The sequence below is a fragment of the Pantoea sp. FN0305 genome, assembly GCF_050113845.1.
GTDB lineage: Bacteria > Pseudomonadota > Gammaproteobacteria > Enterobacterales > Enterobacteriaceae > Mixta > Mixta alhagi.
Genome location: NZ_JBNJSN010000009.1, coordinates 80,946 through 102,070 on the forward strand (window position 1 = coordinate 80,946; position 21,125 = coordinate 102,070).

A 21,125-nucleotide genomic window follows, 5' to 3' on the forward strand; every position below is an offset into this window, starting at 1 on the left:
TATCTTAAGGAGAAAAAGATGAAGTTGTACGCAAGGGATTCCCTACTGGATCTGTCTCATCCCCATGTTATGGGCATTCTTAACGTGACTCCTGATTCTTTCTCTGATGGCGGTCAGCATCATTCACTGGTGGCGGCGCTAACGCATGCCAATGAGATGGTGAACGCAGGCGCGACCATTATTGATGTCGGCGGTGAGTCAACCCGCCCTGGGGCGGATGCGGTAACCACGGAAGAGGAGCTGGAGCGCGTTATTCCGGTGGTCGAGGCGATTGCGCAACGGTTTGAAGTATGGATTTCCGTTGATACCTCAAAGCCTGAAGTTATTCGTGAATCAGCGCGAGTGGGCGCTCACATTATAAATGATGTCCGCTCGTTACGGCTGCCTGGTGCGCTTGAGGCTGCGGCAGAGACCGGCTTACCGGTGTGTCTGATGCATATGCAGGGAGAGCCCGACACCATGCAGGCCGCGCCGCACTACACAAACCTGCTGCAAGAAGTGAACGACTTTTTTGTTGATCATATTGCCCGCTGTGAAGCCGTAGGTATCAAAAAATCGCAGTTGCTACTCGACCCGGGCTTCGGATTCGGTAAGAATCTCAGCCACAATTATCAGCTTCTGGCGCATCTGGCCGATTTCCATGATTTTGGCCTGCCGCTACTGGTGGGAATGTCGCGTAAATCGATGATAGGGCAACTGCTAAACGTAGGGCCTTCTCAGCGTTTAACCGGTAGCCTGGCTTGTGCGGTGATTGCTGCGATGCAGGGTGCGCAGATTATACGCGCGCACGATGTTAAAGAGACCGTAGAAGCAATGCGCGTCGTTGAAGCGACACGTTCAGCGAAGGAATAATAACGCTATGAGTAATCGTAAGTATTTTGGCACCGACGGCATTCGCGGAAAAGTAGGCGAAATGCCTATTACGCCTGATTTTGTGCTTAAGCTGGGCTGGGCTGCAGGAAAGGTGCTGGCGCGTCACGGCTCGAAAAAAATCATTATTGGTAAAGATACGCGTATCTCCGGCTATATGCTGGAGTCGGCGCTGGAGGCAGGTCTGGCCGCTGCCGGCCTGTCTGCTGCGTTCACCGGCCCGATGCCAACACCCGCTATTGCTTATTTAACCCGAACGTTTCGTGCTGAGGCAGGGATCGTAATTTCCGCCTCGCATAATCCGTTTGAGGATAACGGCATCAAGTTCTTCTCTTCTGAAGGCACAAAACTGCCGGACGAAGTTGAGGAAGCGATCGAACAGGAAATGGAAAAGCCGTTAACCTGCGTGGAGTCTGCGTTGCTGGGGCGCGCCAGCCGTATTGTCGATGCCGCTGGCCGTTATATTGAGTTTTGCAAAGGCACGTTCCCCAGCGAATTGAATCTGAACGGCTTAAAAATAGTGGTCGATTGCGCGAATGGCGCCACTTATCACATCGCGCCTAACGTATTGCGTGAACTGGGCGCAACGGTAATCTCGCTTGGCGTACAGCCTGACGGCATGAACATCAACAAAGAGTGCGGCGCGACCGACGTGCGTGCATTGCAGCAGCGCGTTCTTGAATCCAAAGCGGATGTTGGGCTGGCTTTTGACGGCGACGGCGATCGCGTCATGATGGTTGATCATCTGGGCAACAAGGTTGATGGCGATCAGATCCTCTACATCATTGCGCGTGAAGGCCTGCGTCAGGGGCAGCTGCGCGGTGGCGTAGTGGGTACGCTGATGAGTAATATGGGACTTGAACTGGCGTTGAAGCAGCTGGGTATTCCATTCGCGCGCGCCAAAGTCGGCGACCGCTACGTGCTGGAAAAACTACAGGAAAAAGGCTGGCGTCTGGGCGCAGAAAATTCCGGGCATGTCATTCTGCTGGACAAAACCACCACCGGCGACGGCATCGTTGCAGGTTTGCAAGTGCTTACCGCTATGGCGCGTAATCACATGACGTTACACGATCTGTGCAGCGGGATGAAGCTGCTGCCGCAGATCCTGGTCAACGTGCGCTTTAGCGGCACCACAGACCCGCTGGAGAGCGCTGAAGTTAAAGCGGTTACGGCTGAAGTCGAAAAAACGTTAGCGGGGCGTGGACGCGTTCTGCTGCGTAAATCGGGCACTGAGCCGTTAATCCGCGTGATGGTTGAAGGCGAAGATGAGGCGCAGGTTACCGCGCTGGCACATCGTATCGCCGATGCGGTGAAAGCGGCCTGATAGGGCAGTTGCAAACGCACACGCTGTTTTAACGTCCGCTATCGATAATAGGTTCCCTGGCTGACCACCTTTTGTCTGCCAGGGGACCGGTGGTTTCGACGTAAAAAACAGCATGATGGCGCTTTTTTCTGCAATCAGCGTCGCAGGGAAAAATTGCGCTTGCAGATGTTTATGCCTTTGGTTAGTATTCACACCCGCTTCTGATGGGTAATAACAATTATCCCGTCAATTGGTTTGAAGCTTTTGATGTGCGGTGACCGCGCAAGGAAACAGGTTGATTATGTACGAAGCTCTGTTAGTCGTTTTTCTGTTAGTAGCAATTGGCCTTGTTGGTCTGATCATGCTGCAGCAGGGTAAAGGCGCTGATATGGGAGCCTCCTTTGGTGCAGGCGCTTCCGGCACGCTATTTGGTTCTTCCGGTTCTGGTAACTTCATGACCCGTATGACCGCAGTGTTGGCGACCCTGTTCTTCGTTATCAGCCTGATTCTGGGTAACCTGAACAGCAATAAAACTTCCAAAGGAAGCGAGTGGGAAAACCTGACTCAGCCGGCACAGTCGCAGACTGCACCAGCTAAACCGGCAGCGCCGGGCAGCGATATCCCGCAATAAGTATCAAGCTTTCGACGCGGCTCAGGATAAGGTCGCAGTCTTAAAGTGCCGAGGTGGTGGAATTGGTAGACACGCTACCTTGAGGTGGTAGTGCCCGATTGGGCTTACGGGTTCAAGTCCCGTCCTCGGTACCAAATCTCAGTTTTACTTGCATTTTGTGCATGTTCGGCGTAATATTCGCCACGTTTTCGGACGCGGGGTGGAGCAGCCTGGTAGCTCGTCGGGCTCATAACCCGAAGGTCGTCGGTTCAAATCCGGCCCCCGCAACCACTTTCCCTTAGAGTTATTTTTCAAATATACTGTATGTATCTCCGGACGCATCCGCAGCCAATTTTGAAAAAAATTCTTTGGATGGTGTGCCGAGCCGCAGATGCGGCATACAGGGTCCAGTCGCATTAAGCCCCGATTTTTCGGGGTTTTTTGTTATCAGGAATCGCAATACTGGGCTATATGCCCTTTTTTTATGTCTTGGGGGTGGGCTTGTCCACATTAGAGCAGAAATTAACAGAGATGATTTCAGCACCGGTAGAAGCGCTTGGCTACGAACTGGTCGGTATCGAGTTCATTCGTGGTCGCACTTCAACGTTGCGCATCTATATTGATAGTGAAGATGGCATCAATGTTGATGATTGTGCTGATGTCAGCCACCAGGTAAGCGCAGTCATGGATGTGGAAGATCCCATCACCGTGCCTTACAACCTTGAAGTTTCCTCGCCGGGTCTTGAGCGCCCACTATTTACTGCTGAACACTATGCACGATTCACAGGTGAGGAAGTCAGCCTGGTGCTGCGTATGGCCGTCCAGAACCGCCGCAAATGGCAGGGCATCATTAAAGCTGTCGAAGGTGAAATGATTACGGTGACCGTCGAGGGTAAAGATGAAGTGTTCGCGCTGAGCAATATTCAGAAAGCGAACCTGGTCCCCCACTTTTAAAAGTCCGGATTGAGGCTAACCAGGATGAATAAAGAGATCTTAGCTGTTGTAGAAGCCGTTTCTAACGAAAAAGCCCTGCCGCGAGAGAAAATCTTCGAGGCGCTGGAGAGCGCACTGGCCACTGCAACCAAGAAAAAATATGAGCAGGAGATCGATGTTCGCGTTAGCATCGATCGTAAAAGCGGCGATTTCGATACTTTCCGCCGCTGGCAGGCCGTTGAAGAAGTGACGCAGCCGACGCGTGAAATCACGCTGGAAGCCGCTCGTTACGAAGATGAAACCATCAATCTGGGCGATTTTGTCGAAGATCAGATTGAGTCAGTAAAATTTGACCGCATCACGACGCAGACGGCCAAGCAGGTTATCGTACAGAAAGTCCGTGAAGCAGAGCGCGCGATGGTGGTTGATCAGTTCCGCGAGCAGGAAGGCGAAATCATCACTGGTGTGGTGAAAAAAGTTAACCGCGATAATATTACGCTGGATTTGGGTAACAATGCTGAAGCCGTTATCCTGCGTGAAGATATGCTGCCGCGTGAAAACTTCCGCCCTGGCGATCGTCTGCGTGGCGTGCTTTATGCGGTGCGTCCGGAAGCGCGTGGCGCTCAGCTGTTTGTCAGCCGTTCCAAACCTGAGATGCTGATCGAGCTGTTCCGTATCGAAGTGCCGGAAATCGGCGAAGAAGTGATTGAAATTAAAGCGGCGGCACGCGATCCTGGTTCTCGCGCTAAAATTGCGGTGAAAACCAATGATAAGCGTATCGACCCCGTTGGTGCCTGCGTAGGCATGCGCGGCGCGCGCGTTCAGGCGGTATCCAGCGAGCTGGGCGGCGAGCGTATTGATATCGTGCTGTGGGATGATAATCCGGCGCAGTTCGTGATTAATGCGATGGCGCCTGCCGACGTCGCTTCAATCGTGGTTGATGAAGATAATCACACCATGGATATCGCTGTAGAAGCTGGAAATCTGGCTCAGGCGATTGGCCGTAACGGCCAAAACGTACGTTTAGCTTCGCAACTGAGCGGTTGGGTGCTGAACGTAATGACTGTCGACGATCTGCAGGCGAAGCATCAGGCAGAAGCGCATGCTGCTATTGGTGTCTTTACTAAACACCTGGATGTCGACGAAGAGTTCGCGACCGTGCTGGTCGAGGAAGGTTTCTCCTCTCTGGAAGAGTTGGCCTATGTGCCGATGCATGAGCTGCTGGAAATCGACGGCCTGGATGAAGCGACTGTAGAAGCACTACGCGAACGTGCGAAAAATGCGTTAACGACCCTGGCGCTGGAAAAGGCGGAGAGCCTTGGCAACGGCGTACCTGCTGACGATCTGCTAAACCTTGAAGGTATGGAGCGTGATCTGGCCAATAAGCTGGCGGCAAGAGGTGTTTGCACGCTGGAAGATCTGGCTGAGCAGGGTGTTGACGATCTGACAGATATTGAAGGCCTGGATGATGAGAAGGCCGGCGCTCTGATTATGGCGGCGCGTAATATCTGCTGGTTCGGCGATGACGCGTAATAACAGGAAGGAACAGCATGACAGATGTAACCGTAAAATCGCTGGCCGCAGAGATACAGACCTCGGTAGAACGCCTGGTACAGCAGTTTGCTGATGCAGGGATCCGTAAGTCTGAAAATGACTCTGTAACCCAGCAAGAAAAAGAAACCTTACTGACGCACCTGAACCGCGATAATGGCAGCCCGTCAGGTAAGTTAACGCTGCAGCGTAAAACGCGTAGCACCTTGAATATTCCTGGCACCGGGGGTAAAAGTAAGTCGGTGCAAATCGAAGTCCGCAAAAAGCGCACCTATGTAAAAGAGAATGCTGAGGCTGAAAAAGCTAAGGCTGAAGCAGAAGCGCAGGCGCAGCGTGAAGCGGAAGAACAGGCTCGTCGTGAGGCGGAAGAAAAAGCCACGCGCGAAGCAGCGGAAAAAGCGAAGCGTGAAGCCGAAGAGCAAGCCAAACGCGAAGCCGCGGAAAAGGCTAAGCGCGAAGCAGCGGAAAGTGAGAAAGTGACGAACCAACAAACCGACGAAATGACCCGGGCCGGACAGTCTGATAAAGCCCGCCGCGAAGCAGAAGCCGCAGAGCTGAAGCGTAAAGTGGAAGAAGAAGCCCGCCGTAAGCTGGAAGAAGATGCGCGCCGTGTAGCAGAAGAAGCGCGCAAACTGGCCGAGCAGAAAGCAGGCGATTGGGAAGTAAAACCAACCGAGAGCGATGACGCTGACTATCACGTTACCACTTCTCAACATGCCCGCCAGGCTGAAGACGAAAACGACCGCGAAGTTGAAGGTGGTCGTAGCCGTACTCGCACCACCGCTAAAGCGCCGCGCCCGCGTAAGGGCAACAAACATGCAGAAGCTAAAACCGATCGTGAAGAAGCCCGTGCGGCTATTCGTGGCGGTAAAGGCGGCAAGCATCGTAAAGGCAGTGCGCTGCAGCAGGGCTTTAACCGACCGGCGCAGGCTGTTAACCGTGACGTAATCATCGGTGAAACCATCACCGTTGCGGAACTGGCTAACAAAATGGCGGTTAAAGGCTCTCAGGTCATCAAAGCGATGATGAAGATGGGCGCGATGGCTACCATCAACCAGGTTATCGATCAGGAAACTGCCCAGCTGGTCGCGGAAGAGATGGGACACAAAGTGATCCTGCGCCGCGAGAACGAGCTGGAAGAAGCGGTAATGAGCGATCGTGATACCGGTGCTGCTGCTGAATCCCGTGCGCCAGTGGTCACTATCATGGGTCACGTTGACCACGGTAAAACCTCTCTGCTGGATTACATCCGCTCCACCAAAATCGCCTCTGGCGAAGCGGGCGGCATTACCCAGCACATCGGTGCTTACCATGTTGAAACCGACAACGGCATGATCACCTTCCTTGACACCCCGGGTCACGCCGCGTTTACCGCAATGCGTGCTCGTGGTGCGCAGGCAACGGATATCGTGGTGCTGGTTGTTGCTGCCGACGATGGCGTAATGCCTCAGACCATTGAAGCCGTTCAGCATGCGAAAGCCGCTGGCGTGCCGGTTGTTGTTGCTGTTAACAAGATTGATAAGCCTGACGCCGATCCGGATCGTGTGAAAAACGAACTGACTCAGTACGGTATCATTCCGGAAGAGTGGGGCGGTGAGAACATGTTCGTTAACGTTTCTGCGAAAGCAGGTACCGGCGTTGACGATCTGCTGAACGCTATTCTGCTGCAGTCTGAAGTACTTGAGCTGAACGCAGTACGTGCCGGTATGGCCAGCGGCGTCGTGATCGAATCCTTCCTGGATAAAGGTCGTGGCCCGGTTGCTACCGTTCTGGTACGTGAAGGTACGCTGCGTAAAGGCGATATCGTACTGTGCGGTTTTGAATATGGCCGTGTACGTGCAATGCGCGACGAAATGGGCCATGAAGTGACCGAAGCAGGTCCTTCCATTCCGGTAGAGATTCTCGGCCTGTCTGGCGTTCCTGCGGCCGGTGATGAAGCGACCGTGGTTCGTGACGAGAAAAAAGCGCGTGAAGTTGCGCTGTATCGTCAGGGCAAATTCCGCGAAGTTAAACTGGCACGTCAGCAGAAATCTAAGCTGGAAAACATGTTTGCCAACATGACCGAAGGCGACGTTTCCGAGCTGAACATCGTATTGAAAGCCGACGTACAGGGCTCTGTCGAAGCCATTTCCGACTCCCTGCTGAAACTTTCTACTGATGAAGTGAAAGTGAAGATCGTGGGTTCAGGCGTGGGCGGTATCACCGAAACCGACGCAACGCTGGCCGCGGCATCCAACGCTATCATCCTGGGCTTCAACGTCCGTGCCGACGCCTCAGCGCGCCGTGTTATCGAAGCGGAAAGCCTGGATCTGCGCTACTACTCGGTCATCTATAATTTGATCGATGAAGTGAAAGCAGCGATGAGCGGTATGCTGGCACCGGAATACAAACAGCAGATCATCGGTCTGGCCGAAGTGCGTGACGTGTTCAAATCACCGAAATTCGGCGCGATTGCTGGTTGTATGGTTACCGAAGGCGTGGTTAAACGTCATAACCCAATCCGTGTACTGCGTGACAACGTGGTTATCTATGAAGGCGAGCTGGAATCTCTGCGTCGCTTTAAAGATGACGTTAACGAAGTGCGTAACGGCATGGAGTGTGGTATCGGCGTTAAGAACTACAACGACGTTCGCACCGGCGACATGATCGAAGTCTTCGAAGTGATCGAAATCCAGCGTACCATCGAATAACGATCGCATCGCAAGTGGCATTTGGGAAGCCCTGCGCTTCCCCGGACTGAGCCCCGCCATTTCATGGTCGGGGCTCAGCCATTATCAGGAGAAATAATTATGGCGAAAGAATTTGGTCGCCCACAGCGTGTCGCACAGGAACTGCAAAAAGAGATCGCCATGATCATCCAGCGTGAGATCAAAGATCCGCGCGTGGGCATGATGGTGACCGTTTCAGGCGTAGAGGTTTCGCGCGATTTGGCCTATGCCAAAGTGTTTGTTACTTTTTTGAATGATGATAATGCTGACGCCATCAAGGGCGGCATCAAAGCGCTGCAGGATGCGTCTGGCTACATCCGTTCTCTGCTCGGCAAAGCGATGCGTCTGCGTATCGTGCCTGAGCTCACTTTCTTTTACGATAATTCGTTGGTGGAAGGGATGCGTATGTCTAACCTGGTCACTAACGTAGTGAAAAAAGATGCTCAGCGCCGGGGCCCGGCGGAAGAAGACGACAAGGAGGAGTAATGAGTCGTCCTCGTCGTCGTGGCCGCGATATTCATGGCGTGTTGCTGCTCGATAAGCCTCAGGGGCTCTCCTCGAACGATGCTCTGCAAAAAGTGAAGCGTATTTTCCGGGCGAATAAAGCGGGTCACACCGGCGCGCTGGATCCTTTGGCAACCGGCATGCTGCCGATCTGCCTGGGTGAAGCAACCAAGTTCTCGCAATATTTACTGGATGCGGATAAACGTTATCGGGTAATTGCGCGTCTGGGGCAGCGTACCGATACGTCAGATGCCGATGGGCAGATCATCAGCGAACGCGCTGTTTCCTTCAGCCAGGCGCAGCTTGATGAAGCGTTGGAAAGTTTCCGTGGCGAGACGCAGCAGGTGCCTTCTATGTACTCTGCCCTGAAATATCAGGGGCGTCCTCTGTACGAATATGCGCGTCAGGGGCTGGAAGTGCCGCGTGAAGCTCGCGCCATTACGGTTCATGAACTGCAGTTTATTCGCTGGCAGGACAATGAGCTGGAGCTGGAAATTCACTGCTCTAAAGGCACCTACATCCGCACTATCATTGATGATTTGGGTGAGAAGCTGGGCTGCGGCGCGCATGTGATTATGCTGCGTCGTCTGCAGGTGGCCCGCTATCCCATTGAGAAAATGATTACGCTTGAGCAACTGTATGCCTTACAGGGCGAGCCGGGAGACTTAAGCGAAAAGGCGCAGACGCAGCTGGATGCGTTGTTGATGCCTATGGATAGCCCGGCCTCCGATTATCCGGAAGTTAATCTGAGTGAAATTGCTGCTGGTTATTTTAAGCAGGGGCAACCGGTGCAGGCGTCAGGCGCGCCGCATAGCGGACTGGTGCGGGTTACTGAAGGGGATGTGCGTAAGTTTATCGGGATGGCGGAAATCGCTGACGATGGACGCGTAGCGCCGCGCCGTTTGGTTGTAGAATATTCTGCCTGAGCTATTTGCACTCATCTCAGCCTGAGAGTAGAATAATGCGGCTTTACATGGGGTCGCTGAATTAGAGATTGGCACCCTGACATTTATCATTTAACCGGAGTTCATTATGTCTCTAAGTACCGAAGCTAAAGCAGAGATCGTTGCTAAATACGGTCGTGGCACTAACGACAGCGGCTCAACCGAAGTTCAGGTTGCACTGCTGACTGCTCAGATCAATCACCTGCAAGGCCACTTTGCTGAGCACAAGAAAGATCACCACAGCCGTCGCGGTCTGCTGCGCATGGTTTCTCAGCGTCGTAAGCTGCTGGATTACCTGAAGCGTAAAGATGTTGCTCGCTACACCAGCCTGATCGAAAGCCTGGGCCTGCGTCGCTAAGTCTTAACATGCTGTTTTATGGCGAATACGCTATCAGAACGGTATGGTGCAAGTTTCGAAAGAAAAGGGGCCTCCGGGCCCCTTTTTTCAAGCAATCCGCAGCAATCCATAGCAATCTATTGTATTGTTGCAGTATGTGATCTTTATTTGCAGAGGTTCGCGCGGCTAATGAGAGACTTTATGCCCGACAGGTATAAGGATTGTCATTAGTCGCGAGGATGCAATAAAGGTTTAAAACCCACAGCAGGCAAGCTTTATGTGCCTGCTTTGACGTAAAGGAAGTCATTTTGCTAAATCCGATTATTCGTAAATTCCAGTATGGTCAGCATACCGTGACGCTTGAGACCGGTATGATGGCTCGCCAGGCCACTGCTGCCGTTATGGTCAGCATGGATGATACCGCTGTATTTGTTACCGTTGTTGGTCAGAAAAAGGCGAAAGCCGGTCAGGATTTCTTTCCGCTGACCGTAAACTATCAGGAGCGTACTTACGCTGCCGGTCGTATCCCGGGAAGTTTCTTCCGCCGTGAAGGCCGTCCAAGCGAAGGCGAAACCCTGATTGCGCGTCTGATTGACCGCCCGGTTCGTCCGCTGTTCCCGGAAGGCTTCGTTAACGAAGTTCAGGTTATCGCCACTGTGGTATCAGTAAACCCGCAGGTTAACCCTGATATCGTGGCAATGATTGGTGCTTCTGCCGCGCTGAGCCTGTCTGGTATGCCGTTCAACGGCCCGATTGGCGCCGCTCGCGTAGGCTATATCAACGATCAGTACGTGCTGAACCCAACTTCCGATGAGATTAAACAGTCTCGTCTGGATCTGGTGGTTGCAGGTACGCAGGGCGCAGTGCTGATGGTGGAGTCCGAAGCGGATATCCTGACTGAAGAGCAGATGCTGGGCGCGGTTGTTTTCGGCCATGAGCAACAGCAGGTCGTTATTGAAAACATCAACGCGCTGGTTGCTGAAGCAGGCAAACCGCGTTGGGACTGGCAGCCTGAAGCTGTTAACCAGGCGCTGAACGCACGTATCGCGGCTCTGGCCGAATCCCGTCTTAGCGATGCTTACCGTATCACTGAAAAGCAGGAGCGCTATGCGCAGGTTGATCTGATCAAATCAGAAACCATCGCAGCGTTGCTGGCAGAAGATGAGACGCTGGATGATGGCGAGATCAGCGACATTCTGCACAACATCGAGAAAAACGTGGTGCGTAGCCGTGTTCTGAACGGCGAGCCGCGTATCGATGGCCGTGAAAAAGATATGATTCGTGGTCTGGACGTTCGTACCGGCGTGCTGCCGCGTACTCACGGTTCCGCCCTGTTTACCCGTGGCGAAACGCAGGCGCTGGTTGCCGCAACGCTGGGTACCGCACGTGATGCTCAGAGCCTCGATGAGCTGATGGGCGAGCGTACCGATAACTTCCTGTTCCACTACAACTTCCCTCCGTACTCCGTAGGCGAGACCGGAATGGTAGGTTCACCGAAGCGTCGTGAAATCGGCCATGGCCGTCTGGCTAAACGCGGTGTACTGGCAGTCATGCCGAAACTGGATGAATTCCCGTATACCGTGCGCGTGGTATCTGAAATCACCGAATCTAACGGTTCTTCTTCTATGGCTTCCGTCTGTGGCGCATCTCTGGCGCTGATGGATGCTGGCGTGCCGATCAAAGCGGCCGTAGCCGGTATCGCGATGGGCCTGGTAAAAGAAGGCGACCGTTATGTGGTTCTGTCCGATATCCTGGGCGATGAAGATCACCTTGGCGATATGGACTTTAAAGTAGCCGGTAGCCGTGAAGGTATCACCGCGCTGCAGATGGATATCAAAATTGAAGGCATTACCCGCGAAATCATGCAGGCTGCGCTGAATCAGGCCAAAGGTGCGCGTCTGCACATCCTGGGCGTGATGGAGCAGGCTATCAGCACGCCGCGTGGTGATATCTCTGAGTTTGCACCGCGTATCCATACCATCAAGATCAATCCGGACAAAATCAAGGATGTGATCGGTAAAGGCGGTTCTGTCATCCGTGCTCTGACTGAAGAGACCGGCACCACTATCGAAATCGAAGATGACGGTACGGTGAAAATCGCTGCGACCGACGGTGACAAAGCGCAGCATGCTATCCGTCGTATCGAAGAGATCACGGCAGAGATCGAAGTGGGCCGCATCTACAACGGTAAAGTCACACGTATCGTTGACTTCGGTGCCTTCGTTGCAATTGGCGGCGGTAAAGAAGGTCTGGTTCATATTTCTCAAATCGCCGACAAGCGCGTTGAGAAAGTAACCGACTACCTGCAGATGGGCCAGGAAGTACCGGTTAAGGTACTGGAAGTGGACCGTCAGGGCCGTGTCCGTCTGAGCATTAAAGAAGCCTCAGAACAGCAGCCGCAGGCAGAAACTGCAGCCGTTAACCCTGAAGCAGAGTAAAAGCGCGTTCGACATTGAGCTCTCCCCCCGGTGGGGAGAGCTGTTTCGTTGCGAGGGCGGGAATCCTTGTGCATGGCAGGCGGATGACAGGACGTGCATCCCAATGTTGGTATTCGGGAGTGGGAAATGAAGCCTTTTTTGCGCTGGTGTTTCGTTGCGACAGCTATCACGCTGGCAGGATGCAGCAACTCAAATTGGCGTAAGAGCGATGTGCTGGCGGTTCCGCTACAGCCAACTCTGCAACAGGAAGTCATCCTGGCGCGCATGGAACAAATTCTTGCCAGTCGGGCACTGACCGATGATGAGCGTGCACAGCTATTATATGAGCGCGGAGTGTTGTATGATAGCTTAGGTCTGAGGGCATTAGCGCGGAACGATTTTTCGCAAGCGCTGTCTATAAGACCAGATATGCCTGAAGTATTTAATTATTTAGGTATATACTTAACGCAGGCGGGCAACTTTGATGCCGCCTATGAAGCGTTTGATTCTGTACTTGAGCTTGATCCAACTTACAATTATGCGCATTTAAACCGTGGTATCGCCCTCTATTACGGCGGACGATACAAGTTAGCGCAAGATGATCTGCTGGCGTTTTATCAAGACGATCCTAACGATCCTTTCCGCAGCCTGTGGCTTTATCTCGATGAACAAGAGATAGATGCCGATAAGGCGAAAGTGGCGCTGAAACAGCGTTACGACAGGGCGGACCGCGATCAATGGGGATGGAATATTGTCGAGTTCTACCTTGGCGACATCAGTGAAAAAACGCTGATAGAACGTCTCAAGGCGGACGCACCGGATAACACCTCGCTCGCTGAACATCTCAGTGAAACCAACTTCTATTTAGGTAAGTACTACCTAAGTCTGGGGGAGAAGGACAGCGCGGAAGCGTTGTTCAAACTGGCGGTTGCTAACAACGTACATAACTTTGTTGAGCACCGATACGCATTGTTGGAACTGGCGCTGTTAGGCCAGACACAAGACGATTTAACAGAATCTGACCAGCAATAGCTGACGAACACCTGAGTCCATTTTTGTAAAAAATGTCATCACCTTCCGGGGTGACGGCTTTTTTGTTCGTCAAAACATCTAATTTGAGCCGGTTCACATTTTTCAATGAAAATGATTGCATATTTTCAGGATGAGTTATGTAGACTGGCCGCCGTAATCTAAGAGGCACTTGTACTACATGACTGATATCCAAACCACTTTTTCCGATCTGGGTCTTAACGAATTCATCCTTAAAGCACTGAATGACCTGGGCTATGAAAAGCCTTCACCCATTCAGGCCGCCTGTATCCCACATCTGCTGGAAGGCCGCGATGTACTGGGTATGGCACAAACCGGTAGCGGTAAAACTGCAGCGTTCTCCTTACCGCTGCTGCATAACCTCGACCCTGAACTGAAAGCACCGCAGATTCTGGTGCTGGCGCCGACGCGTGAGCTGGCGGTGCAGGTTGCAGAAGCGTGCAACGAATTTTCTAAACATATGCATGGCGTTAACGTACTGGCTCTGTACGGTGGTCAACGTTATGACGTGCAGCTGCGTGCGCTGCGCCAGGGTCCGCAGATCGTCGTGGGTACGCCGGGTCGTCTGCTGGATCACCTGAAACGCGGTACGCTGGATCTGTCTAATCTGCGTGGCCTGGTGCTGGACGAAGCAGATGAAATGCTGCGCATGGGCTTTATCGAAGACGTAGAAACCATCATGGCGCAGATTCCGGAAGGTCATCAGACCGCACTGTTCTCTGCCACCATGCCGGAAGCGATTCGCCGTATTACGCGTCGCTTTATGAAGGATCCGCAGGAAGTGCGTATCCAGAGCAGCGTTACCACGCGTCCTGACATCAGCCAGAGCTACTGGACTGTTTGGGGTCGTAAGACCGATGCGCTGGTTCGCTTCCTGGAAGCTGAAGATTTTGATGCGGCGATTATTTTCGTACGTACTAAAAACGCCACGCTGGAAGTTGCTGAAGCGCTGGAGCGTAGCGGCTACAGCAGCGCTGCGTTAAACGGCGATATGAATCAGGCACTGCGTGAGCAGACGCTGGAACGTCTGAAAGATGGTCGTCTGGACATCCTGATCGCCACTGACGTAGCGGCGCGTGGTCTTGACGTTGAGCGTATCAGCCTGGTAGTAAACTATGACATCCCTATGGATTCAGAGTCTTACGTTCACCGTATCGGCCGTACCGGTCGTGCTGGCCGTGCTGGCCGTGCGCTGCTGTTCGTAGAAAACCGTGAACGTCGCCTGCTGCGCAACATCGAGCGCACCATGAAGCTGACGATCCCGGAAGTTGAACTGCCGAACGGAGAGCTGCTGAGCGCGCGTCGTCTGGAAAAATTCGCCGCGAAAGTACAGCAGCAGCTGGAAAGTAGCGATCTGGACCAGTACCGTGCCCTGCTGAGCAAGCTGTCGCCGGAAAACGATCTGGAAATGGAAACGCTGGCTGCCGCGCTATTGAAAATGGCACAGGGCGAACGTCCGCTGATTGTGGCGCCGGAAGCTCCGCGTCCGCAGCGCCGTGAATTCCGTGAGCGTGATGAGCGTCGTAGCCCGCGTGAAGCACGCGAAGGTCGTGACAGCCGTGACAGCCGTGAAGGCGGCGATCGTCCGCGTCGCGAGCGTCGTGACGTTGGCGATATGGAACTGTATCGTATCGAAGTGGGCCGTGATGATGGCGTCGAAGTGCGTCATATCGTTGGTGCTATCGCTAACGAAGGCGACATCAGCAGCCGTTACATTGGTAACATCAAGCTGTTTGCTTCTCACTCCACTATCGAGCTGCCGAAAGGCATGCCGGGTGAAATCCTGCAGCACTTTACCCGCACGCGTATTCTGAATAAACCGATGAATATGCAGCTGATGGGTGATGCGCAGCCGCGTGAGCGTTCTGAACGTGGCGGTGAGCGCGGCGGTGAGCGTCGTCCTGGCGGTCGTGGCGGCTTCGGCGGTGCTGGTCGTGAAGGCGGCGCTGGTCGTGAAGGCGGTCGTCGTTTCGGCGAGCGTCGTGAAGGTGCCGGCGCGCGCAGTAGCGGTAACCGTGACGGTGCCAGCCGTGGACCGCGTCGTGAAGACAGCACCGGTACAGGCGCAGTACGCCGTCGCGATTACTAATCGCTAAGCGTGAAATAAAAAACCAGCCGAAAGGCTGGTTTTTTTATGCCTGTTATTCAGGGATGATTACAGGGAGCGGGCAGCCTGCATTGCCAGTTCAAACGAGCGCAGACGGGCCTGACTATCGAAAATTTGGCCGTTAACCATAATTTCATCCGCCTGAGTTTCACGGATCAATGCCGCCAGTCCATGCTGTACCTTCGTAAGATCACCGACCACTGACATACTCAACGCCTGCTGAACACCATACTGCTCCGAGGGCGTCCAGAGATGATCCATATTCTCTACCGGCGGCGGTAGCGGGCCCGGTTGACCCCGGCGCAGATTGATAAACTGCTGCTGCATAGAGGTAAACAGGAAGCGGGCTTCCCGCTCGCTATCAGCTGCGACAATATTGATACAGACGATGGCGTAAGGCTTATCCAGACGCGCAGAGGGCTGGAAGTTCTCACGATACATATGCAACGCCTGGAAAAGCAGGTCGGGCGCAAAATGGGAAGCAAAAGCAAACGGCAGTCCCAGTTTCGCCGCCAGCTGCGCGCTGTACAGGCTGGAACCCAACAACCAGACCGGTATGTTCAAACCCAGCCCTGGCACTGGCTGCACCGGCGGCTGCGCCTCTTTCTCTGCATCAAACCAGGCAATCAGCGTTTCCACATCTTCCGGAAAGCTATCAACCATATTGGGGCTTTGATGACGGCGTAACGCCATCATAGTGCGCTGATCAGAGCCCGGAGCGCGGCCCAGACCAAGATCGATACGGCCTGGATAAAGCGATTCCAGCGTGCCGAACTGTTCAGCAATCACCAGCGGCGCATGGTTAGGCAACATAATACCGCCTGAGCCGAGACGCAGCGTTTTGGTATTTGCCGCCAGATAACCGATCAGCACGGATGTAGCCGCGCTGGCAATGCCGGTCATATTGTGATGTTCCGCCAGCCAGTAGCGATGGAAGCCTAATTCTTCTGCCTGCTGTGCCAGCGCCAGCGAGGCGTGGAAAGCATCACGCGGCGAGGCGCCTTGCGGGATCGGCGCCAAATCGAGTACTGACAGAGGAACACTTTTTTTCTCAGACATATCTGCTCACTTTGTTGGCTACAGGCCGAAAGCGTCAGCCTTGTAAAAAATCATGCATACACTTTACCGTATTGCACTTTTAGCAGAGTAGCCAGAATATGCCCTGAGAGCAAAGCGGCGGCGGGCAGAACGTTAAAACAGAGGGCGCAACGTCAGATCGCTGCGCCACTTTTTATGATTGCAGCGCCATTCCTGCCAGCTTGCGCCAGTAGCCGTTGCAGTCATTGCGTTGCGCCATCATTAATGGGGCTGCGCCTTCTTCATTGGCACGGAAGCGATCGATAAGCGCCAGCGTCTGTTTATCTTCTGGCGACAGACGAACCACATCTACCAGGCCATGCATGCTGGTCAGATCGTTACCGAGGTTATAACAGTAGCCGCTCATGGTCTGGATACCGTTCAGCACAAAAACCTGCTGATCCTCCTGCGAGAGCACGCGACGCCCCTGCGGATAGTTAATACAGCAGGTTTCGCATTCATCTTTGGGCTTATCCTCTGACCGGGCGGTAAAGCAGCGAGCCGACAACGCCAGCGGCAGATGACCATAAGCCAGCACTTCAGTCTCGAACTTGCCGTGAATGCCTAAATCGTCGCACTGCTGTTGAATAGTGAGCAGCCAGTCGCGCGACAGCTCAACCGGCATACACCATCGCGTCATGCCAAGTCGCAGCAGCATGCGCAGCGTAACGGCGTTATAACAGTTGAGCGCATGGCCGACCACAAAGGGAAGCTTCTGCTCGGCCGCCATATTCACGGTGCCCAGATCGTTGGCTTCAATCAGGAACTCGCCGTTATCAACGTAGCGTTTGATCTCCTGTAATTCCGACGCAGACTGTACCAGCGCCAGCGTACTGAACACGACCTGTTTGCCGCTTTGCGCCAGAAAACGGGCGAACTCCATCCATTGATTAAAGCGGGTAGCGCGGCGTTTGCTGCATACCGACTCTCCTAAATAGATAATATCCGCGCTGCTTTGCGCTGCGGCCTGATAAAAATCGGCCAGCGTATCGGTTGGCCAGTACCACAGTACCGGCCCTAAAGAGTATTTCATGCTGTTTCCTTATTGCCATTTGCGGTGGTAAGCGCCCAGCGTGGTCTGCGTACCCTCAGCCAGCGCGCCTAATTCCGTCATCCAGTTTTCCTGAACGGCAAAAATGCCTGGCTCTGCTTTACAGCGGTCAATAGCCTGGCGCCAGATCCGGGCAACCTGGGCGACATAGGCCGGGCTGCGCTGGCGGCCTTCGATTTTTACCGAAGCGATATTGGCGGCTAACAGATCGGGCAATAGCTCAAGGGTGTTCAGGCTGGTCGGTTCTTCTAGAACATGATAGCGCTCTCCATCGACCTGATAGCGCCCTTTGCATAAGGTGGGATAGCCCGCATTTTCATGGGCCTCATAACGATCAATCAGCACCTCATTCAGACGCGACTCCAGTCCGGCGGGCGTTTGCTGCCAGCGTACAAAGCGGGCGGGTGAACAGGCGCCGACGGTATTAGGCGATTCGCCGGTCATCCATGAAGAGAGATAGCAGCGTCCTTCCGCCATAATGCACAGGCTGCCGAAAGCGAACACTTCCAGCGGAACCGGCGTATTACGCGCCAGCTGGCGCACCTGGTGTATAGAGAGCACACGTGGCAAAACCACACGCGCGACATCGAAATGTTGATGGTAGAAGCGTATCGCTTCCAGGTTAGTGGCTGATGCCTGCACCGAGACATGCCGCTCAACATGCGGATAGCGGTTAGCGGCATATTCAAGCATCGCCAGGTCGGCGATAATCAACGCGTCAGCGCCATTATCCACGGCCATATCGATCGCATTCTCCCAGCGTTTATACCCTGCCGGCTGGGCAAAAGTATTGATGGCGACATGCAGCTTGCGCCGATGCTGATGTACCACGCGCGCCGCTTCTTTCAGACGTTTATCGGTAAAGTTCAAACCGGCAAAGTGACGCGCATTAGTGTCATCTTTCAGTCCGATGTAAACTGCATCTGCTCCGTTCTCGATCGCTGCCTTCAGCGCGGGCAAGTTTCCCGCCGGGCAAAGGAGTTCCATGAGATATCCTGTAGGCAATGAATATTTGCGCCGAGTGTAGACAAGCTCAGCGCGAGAAATTTTGATTTAAGGCAGCGAATGGCGTATTGATCGGATTAGTGTTGCTGAATTGTTCATCTGGCAGCGAGATTTATTGATCCAGCCAGCCCGGGAAAAGTGGTGCTGTGGCAAAATAACACTTATTTATTTAAAGGAGTAAAGACTGTGTTAAATATGCTTCGCGCTCAGTGTGTTAATCATGGACCGCGTCTGCTGCGTCTGCCGGTGCAGTTCACGCCGTTTACCCTGAAAAAACGCCTGCTACAGCAGCTGCTGAATATGCAATTTAGCCATGCGCTGGAGGAAGGTGAGTTAGACTTTCTGGAAGGGCGTTGGCTGGGTATTGATATTCATGATATCGCGCTGCGCTGGGCCGTTACGCTGCAGGACGGCCGGTTACAGATCAGCAACCGTGATGAAGCAGATGTCTGGTTCCGCGGCAGCGCTAACGATCTGCTGCTGATCGCTGCACGGAAAGTCGATCCGGATACGCTTTTCTTCCAGCGTCGGCTGGTGATCGAAGGCGACACCGAGCTGGGGCTGGAGGTCAAAAATCTGATGGATGCCATCGAACTGGAAAATATGCCAGCGCCGCTGCGCATTGGATTAATGCAGCTGGCTGACTTTGTCGAGGCCGGCCTGAACGAGGACGCGAAATCTCCAGGAGATCGCGCAGGTGTTTCATGTTAATTCGTACAGAAATAGGGGTGGATGCGGCCGGTATCGATAGCCTGCTGCGCCGCTGCTTTCCCACCGGTGCCGAGGCAGATCTGGTGCAACGGCTGCGGGAAGATGGCCAGCTTACGCTGGGCGTGGTCGCCACTGACGAAGAGGGACAGGTTCTTGGCTATGCCGCTTTCAGTCCGGTAACCCTGCAGGACGAAGATCGCAATTGGGTGGGACTGGCTCCGTTGGCGGTAGATGAGCGCGTGCGCCGCCAGGGCATAGGTAAACAGCTGCTTTTTGAAGGGCTGGATACGCTAAATGAGTTTGGTTATGCGGCGGTTGTGGTGCTGGGCGATCCCGCCTGGTTTGGTCGTTATGGCTTTGAGCCGGCCGCACGCCATCAGCTCCATTGCCCCTGGCCGGGCACCGAAGCTGCTTTTCAGGTCTACAAGCTGGCGGATGATGCCTTTGTGGATGCGAGCGGCGAGGTGGCTTATTCCACGCATTTTAACCTGAACGATCGCTAAGCCAGCGCGCCAGCGAAATCGGCTGGTTGGCCACCAGCCTGAGTTTTTCCTGCCGTGACAGCTGTTTAACTTGATACTCCAGACGGGAGGCCATGGCGCGATCGCCCGCTTCACAGGTAAGCAGCAGTTCCAGCGGGCCTTTGCCACGCAAGGCTTTAGCGCCGGTGCCCTTCAGGTGCTGTTGAAAGCGACGCGGTACATTATTGCTGATGCCGGTATAAAGCGAACCGGCAGCGGTACGCACAATATAAAGTTGCCAGGGCGCGGGGGCGATTTCACTCATCTTGTTAACCTCCATTGCAGGTATGGCATTGTAACGGCAATGGTTCCTGTTGGTCATGGATAGCCGCTTTTTTTATCACTGGAGCAAGCGTGTCTGACGTTAGCACGATAATTCGCTATTTAAAAAAGCAGCATGTGCTGTCTGTTTGCTGTGGTAATAATGAAACAGTTTGGTGTGCCAACTGTTTTTACGTGTTTGATGAAACCGGTATGGCGTTCTGGATAATGACGGAAGCCGAAACGCGCCACGGCGCTTTAATGATGCAGCAGCCACAGGTAGCGGGCACGGTAAGCGGGCAGACGAAAACGGTGATGTTGATTAAGGGCATCCAGTTTCTTGGCACGGCGCATTTACTGCAGGGTGAACAGGAGCAGCGGGCGCGCGCCGCTTACTGCCAACGTTTTCCTGTAGCGCGCACGGTTTCAGCGCCGCTGTGGGAGATCCGGCTCGACGAGATCAAAATGACCGACAACACATTAGGTTTTGGTAAAAAGAATCACTGGCTGCGTAATACAGAAGAAAGCCGGTAACAGCAGAAAATAGGGTGTATTCCGATGCGCCGCTTCCAGGTGCAGGGTACAAGCTGTGCGACAGGCTGCCGCACAGCAGAGAAAGAGTCTTAAAGGTTGTTGAGAATACGTAGCGATTCCTGGTTAAAGGCAGGCAAATCTTCTGGCGTACGGCTGGTTACCAGCTTGTCGTTATCGACAACCACCTCTTTATCGTAGAAGTCTGCGCCGGCATTTTTCAGATCGATGGCGATGGCCTTCACGCAGGTCATTTTACGACCACGCACGCCGTTGGCGCTGATTAACAGCTGCGGACCGTGGCAGATCGCAAAGATCGGTTTCCCACTGGCGACAAATTCTTTAGTAAAGTTAACGAAGCGGTCATCGCCACGCAGGGCATCTGGCGAATGTCCTCCTGGCAGCAACAGCGCATCAAATTCTGCCGGGCTAACATGATCAATATCTTTATCTATTTTTACCTGTGCCTTTCCCTGCTTACCCGTTACCGTTTTACCGGCTTCCATTTCGATGGTCACAACTTCATGGCCCGCTTTGGTATAGGCTTCTGCAGGGGAGGTAAATTCAGAGTCTTCAAATTCATCGGTTATCAACACCGCTATTTTCTTGCTCATCTTTATCCTCCTGTTTATGT

General features: G+C 53.6%; 20 protein-coding genes and 2 tRNA genes. 17 read left to right on the plus strand and 5 right to left on the minus strand.

Annotation, left to right across the window (positions count from 1 at the left end):
* Positions 1-18 precede the first annotated feature (18 nt).
* The 14 genes from folP (at position 19) to ACQE3Y_RS17385 (ending at position 15,316) form a co-directional block, all read left to right on the plus strand.
* Positions 19-852, plus strand: coding sequence for a dihydropteroate synthase (gene folP / locus ACQE3Y_RS17320; RefSeq protein WP_426974848.1), 834 nt, complete (start codon positions 19-21; stop codon positions 850-852).
* Positions 853-859: 7 nt separating this feature from the next.
* On the plus strand, positions 860-2,194 hold the full coding sequence (gene glmM, locus ACQE3Y_RS17325; RefSeq protein WP_085068287.1) for a phosphoglucosamine mutase: 1,335 nt from the start codon (positions 860-862) through the stop codon (positions 2,192-2,194).
* A 280-nt stretch (positions 2,195-2,474) separates the two neighbouring features.
* Positions 2,475-2,804, plus strand: coding sequence for a preprotein translocase subunit SecG (gene secG, locus ACQE3Y_RS17330; protein WP_085068285.1), 330 nt, complete (start codon positions 2,475-2,477; stop codon positions 2,802-2,804).
* Positions 2,805-2,851: 47 nt separating this feature from the next.
* Positions 2,852-2,938 (plus strand) — tRNA-Leu (locus tag ACQE3Y_RS17335).
* A gap of 59 nt (positions 2,939-2,997) precedes the next feature.
* Positions 2,998-3,074 (plus strand) — tRNA-Met (locus tag ACQE3Y_RS17340).
* A 210-nt stretch (positions 3,075-3,284) separates the two neighbouring features.
* Positions 3,285-3,737 (plus strand): ribosome maturation factor RimP, encoded by a 453-nt coding sequence (gene rimP, locus ACQE3Y_RS17345; RefSeq protein ID WP_157130228.1) that lies wholly within the window; start codon positions 3,285-3,287, stop codon positions 3,735-3,737.
* Positions 3,738-3,761: 24 nt separating this feature from the next.
* Entirely contained in the window at positions 3,762-5,249 is a 1,488-nt protein-coding gene (nusA, locus tag ACQE3Y_RS17350) for a transcription termination factor NusA (protein WP_085068282.1), read from the plus strand.
* Between the two features lie 17 nt (positions 5,250-5,266).
* The gene (infB, locus tag ACQE3Y_RS17355) at positions 5,267-7,957 is read left to right on the plus strand and encodes a translation initiation factor IF-2 (protein ID WP_426982153.1); all 2,691 of its coding nucleotides are present in this window, start codon (positions 5,267-5,269) and stop codon (positions 7,955-7,957) included.
* 99 nt (positions 7,958-8,056) lie between these two features.
* Positions 8,057-8,461 carry a 30S ribosome-binding factor RbfA gene (rbfA, locus tag ACQE3Y_RS17360; protein ID WP_250651614.1) on the plus strand — a complete coding sequence of 135 codons (405 nt, stop codon included), beginning with the start codon at positions 8,057-8,059 and terminating at the stop codon, positions 8,459-8,461.
* Positions 8,461-9,405 carry a tRNA pseudouridine(55) synthase TruB gene (truB, locus tag ACQE3Y_RS17365; RefSeq protein WP_426982154.1) on the plus strand — a complete coding sequence of 315 codons (945 nt, stop codon included), beginning with the start codon at positions 8,461-8,463 and terminating at the stop codon, positions 9,403-9,405. Before rbfA ends, truB begins: the two co-directional genes overlap by 1 nt.
* A 106-nt stretch (positions 9,406-9,511) precedes the next feature.
* Entirely contained in the window at positions 9,512-9,781 is a 270-nt protein-coding gene (gene rpsO, locus ACQE3Y_RS17370; protein ID WP_275555870.1) for a 30S ribosomal protein S15, read from the plus strand.
* Between the two features lie 287 nt (positions 9,782-10,068).
* Positions 10,069-12,198, plus strand: coding sequence for a polyribonucleotide nucleotidyltransferase (gene pnp, locus ACQE3Y_RS17375; RefSeq protein WP_085068274.1), 2,130 nt, complete (start codon positions 10,069-10,071; stop codon positions 12,196-12,198).
* 126 nt (positions 12,199-12,324) lie between these two features.
* Positions 12,325-13,209 carry a lipoprotein NlpI gene (gene nlpI / locus ACQE3Y_RS17380; protein WP_426974846.1) on the plus strand — a complete coding sequence of 295 codons (885 nt, stop codon included), beginning with the start codon at positions 12,325-12,327 and terminating at the stop codon, positions 13,207-13,209.
* A 178-nt stretch (positions 13,210-13,387) separates the two neighbouring features.
* Positions 13,388-15,316 (plus strand): DEAD/DEAH family ATP-dependent RNA helicase, encoded by a 1,929-nt coding sequence (locus ACQE3Y_RS17385; RefSeq protein WP_250651616.1) that lies wholly within the window; start codon positions 13,388-13,390, stop codon positions 15,314-15,316.
* Positions 15,317-15,382: 66 nt separating this feature from the next.
* Here ACQE3Y_RS17385 and ACQE3Y_RS17390 read toward each other — a convergent pair whose 3' ends face one another.
* The 3 genes from ACQE3Y_RS17390 to ubiU form a co-directional block, all read right to left on the minus strand.
* Entirely contained in the window at positions 15,383-16,393 is a 1,011-nt protein-coding gene (locus tag ACQE3Y_RS17390) for a luciferase-like monooxygenase (RefSeq protein ID WP_426974844.1), read from the minus strand.
* A 172-nt stretch (positions 16,394-16,565) separates the two neighbouring features.
* A complete protein-coding gene (locus ACQE3Y_RS17395) occupies positions 16,566-17,444 on the minus strand; it encodes a U32 family peptidase (RefSeq protein WP_426982155.1) in 879 nt (292 codons plus the stop codon).
* A 9-nt stretch (positions 17,445-17,453) separates the two neighbouring features.
* On the minus strand, positions 17,454-18,449 hold the full coding sequence (gene ubiU / locus ACQE3Y_RS17400) for a ubiquinone anaerobic biosynthesis protein UbiU (RefSeq protein ID WP_426974842.1): 996 nt from the start codon (positions 18,447-18,449) through the stop codon (positions 17,454-17,456).
* A 204-nt stretch (positions 18,450-18,653) separates the two neighbouring features.
* Here ubiU and ubiT point away from each other — a divergent pair, with 204 nt between their 5' ends.
* Positions 18,654-19,178 (plus strand): ubiquinone anaerobic biosynthesis accessory factor UbiT, encoded by a 525-nt coding sequence (gene ubiT, locus ACQE3Y_RS17405; protein ID WP_420851604.1) that lies wholly within the window; start codon positions 18,654-18,656, stop codon positions 19,176-19,178.
* Positions 19,172-19,681 carry a GNAT family N-acetyltransferase gene (locus ACQE3Y_RS17410; RefSeq protein WP_250651620.1) on the plus strand — a complete coding sequence of 170 codons (510 nt, stop codon included), beginning with the start codon at positions 19,172-19,174 and terminating at the stop codon, positions 19,679-19,681. Before ubiT ends, ACQE3Y_RS17410 begins: the two co-directional genes overlap by 7 nt.
* Here the strand turns inward: ACQE3Y_RS17410 and ACQE3Y_RS17415 are convergent.
* On the minus strand, positions 19,662-19,964 hold the full coding sequence (locus ACQE3Y_RS17415) for a GIY-YIG nuclease family protein (protein ID WP_085072233.1): 303 nt from the start codon (positions 19,962-19,964) through the stop codon (positions 19,662-19,664). The two genes, ACQE3Y_RS17410 and ACQE3Y_RS17415, sit on opposite strands and share 20 nt — an antisense overlap.
* An 89-nt stretch (positions 19,965-20,053) precedes the next feature.
* Here ACQE3Y_RS17415 and ACQE3Y_RS17420 point away from each other — a divergent pair, with 89 nt between their 5' ends.
* Positions 20,054-20,494 carry a YhbP family protein gene (locus ACQE3Y_RS17420; protein ID WP_426982156.1) on the plus strand — a complete coding sequence of 147 codons (441 nt, stop codon included), beginning with the start codon at positions 20,054-20,056 and terminating at the stop codon, positions 20,492-20,494.
* Positions 20,495-20,583: 89 nt separating this feature from the next.
* On the opposite strand, the gene ACQE3Y_RS17425 is transcribed toward ACQE3Y_RS17420, so the two are convergent.
* Positions 20,584-21,105, minus strand: coding sequence for a type 1 glutamine amidotransferase domain-containing protein (locus ACQE3Y_RS17425; protein ID WP_085068262.1), 522 nt, complete (start codon positions 21,103-21,105; stop codon positions 20,584-20,586).
* Positions 21,106-21,125: the final 20 nt, after the last annotated feature.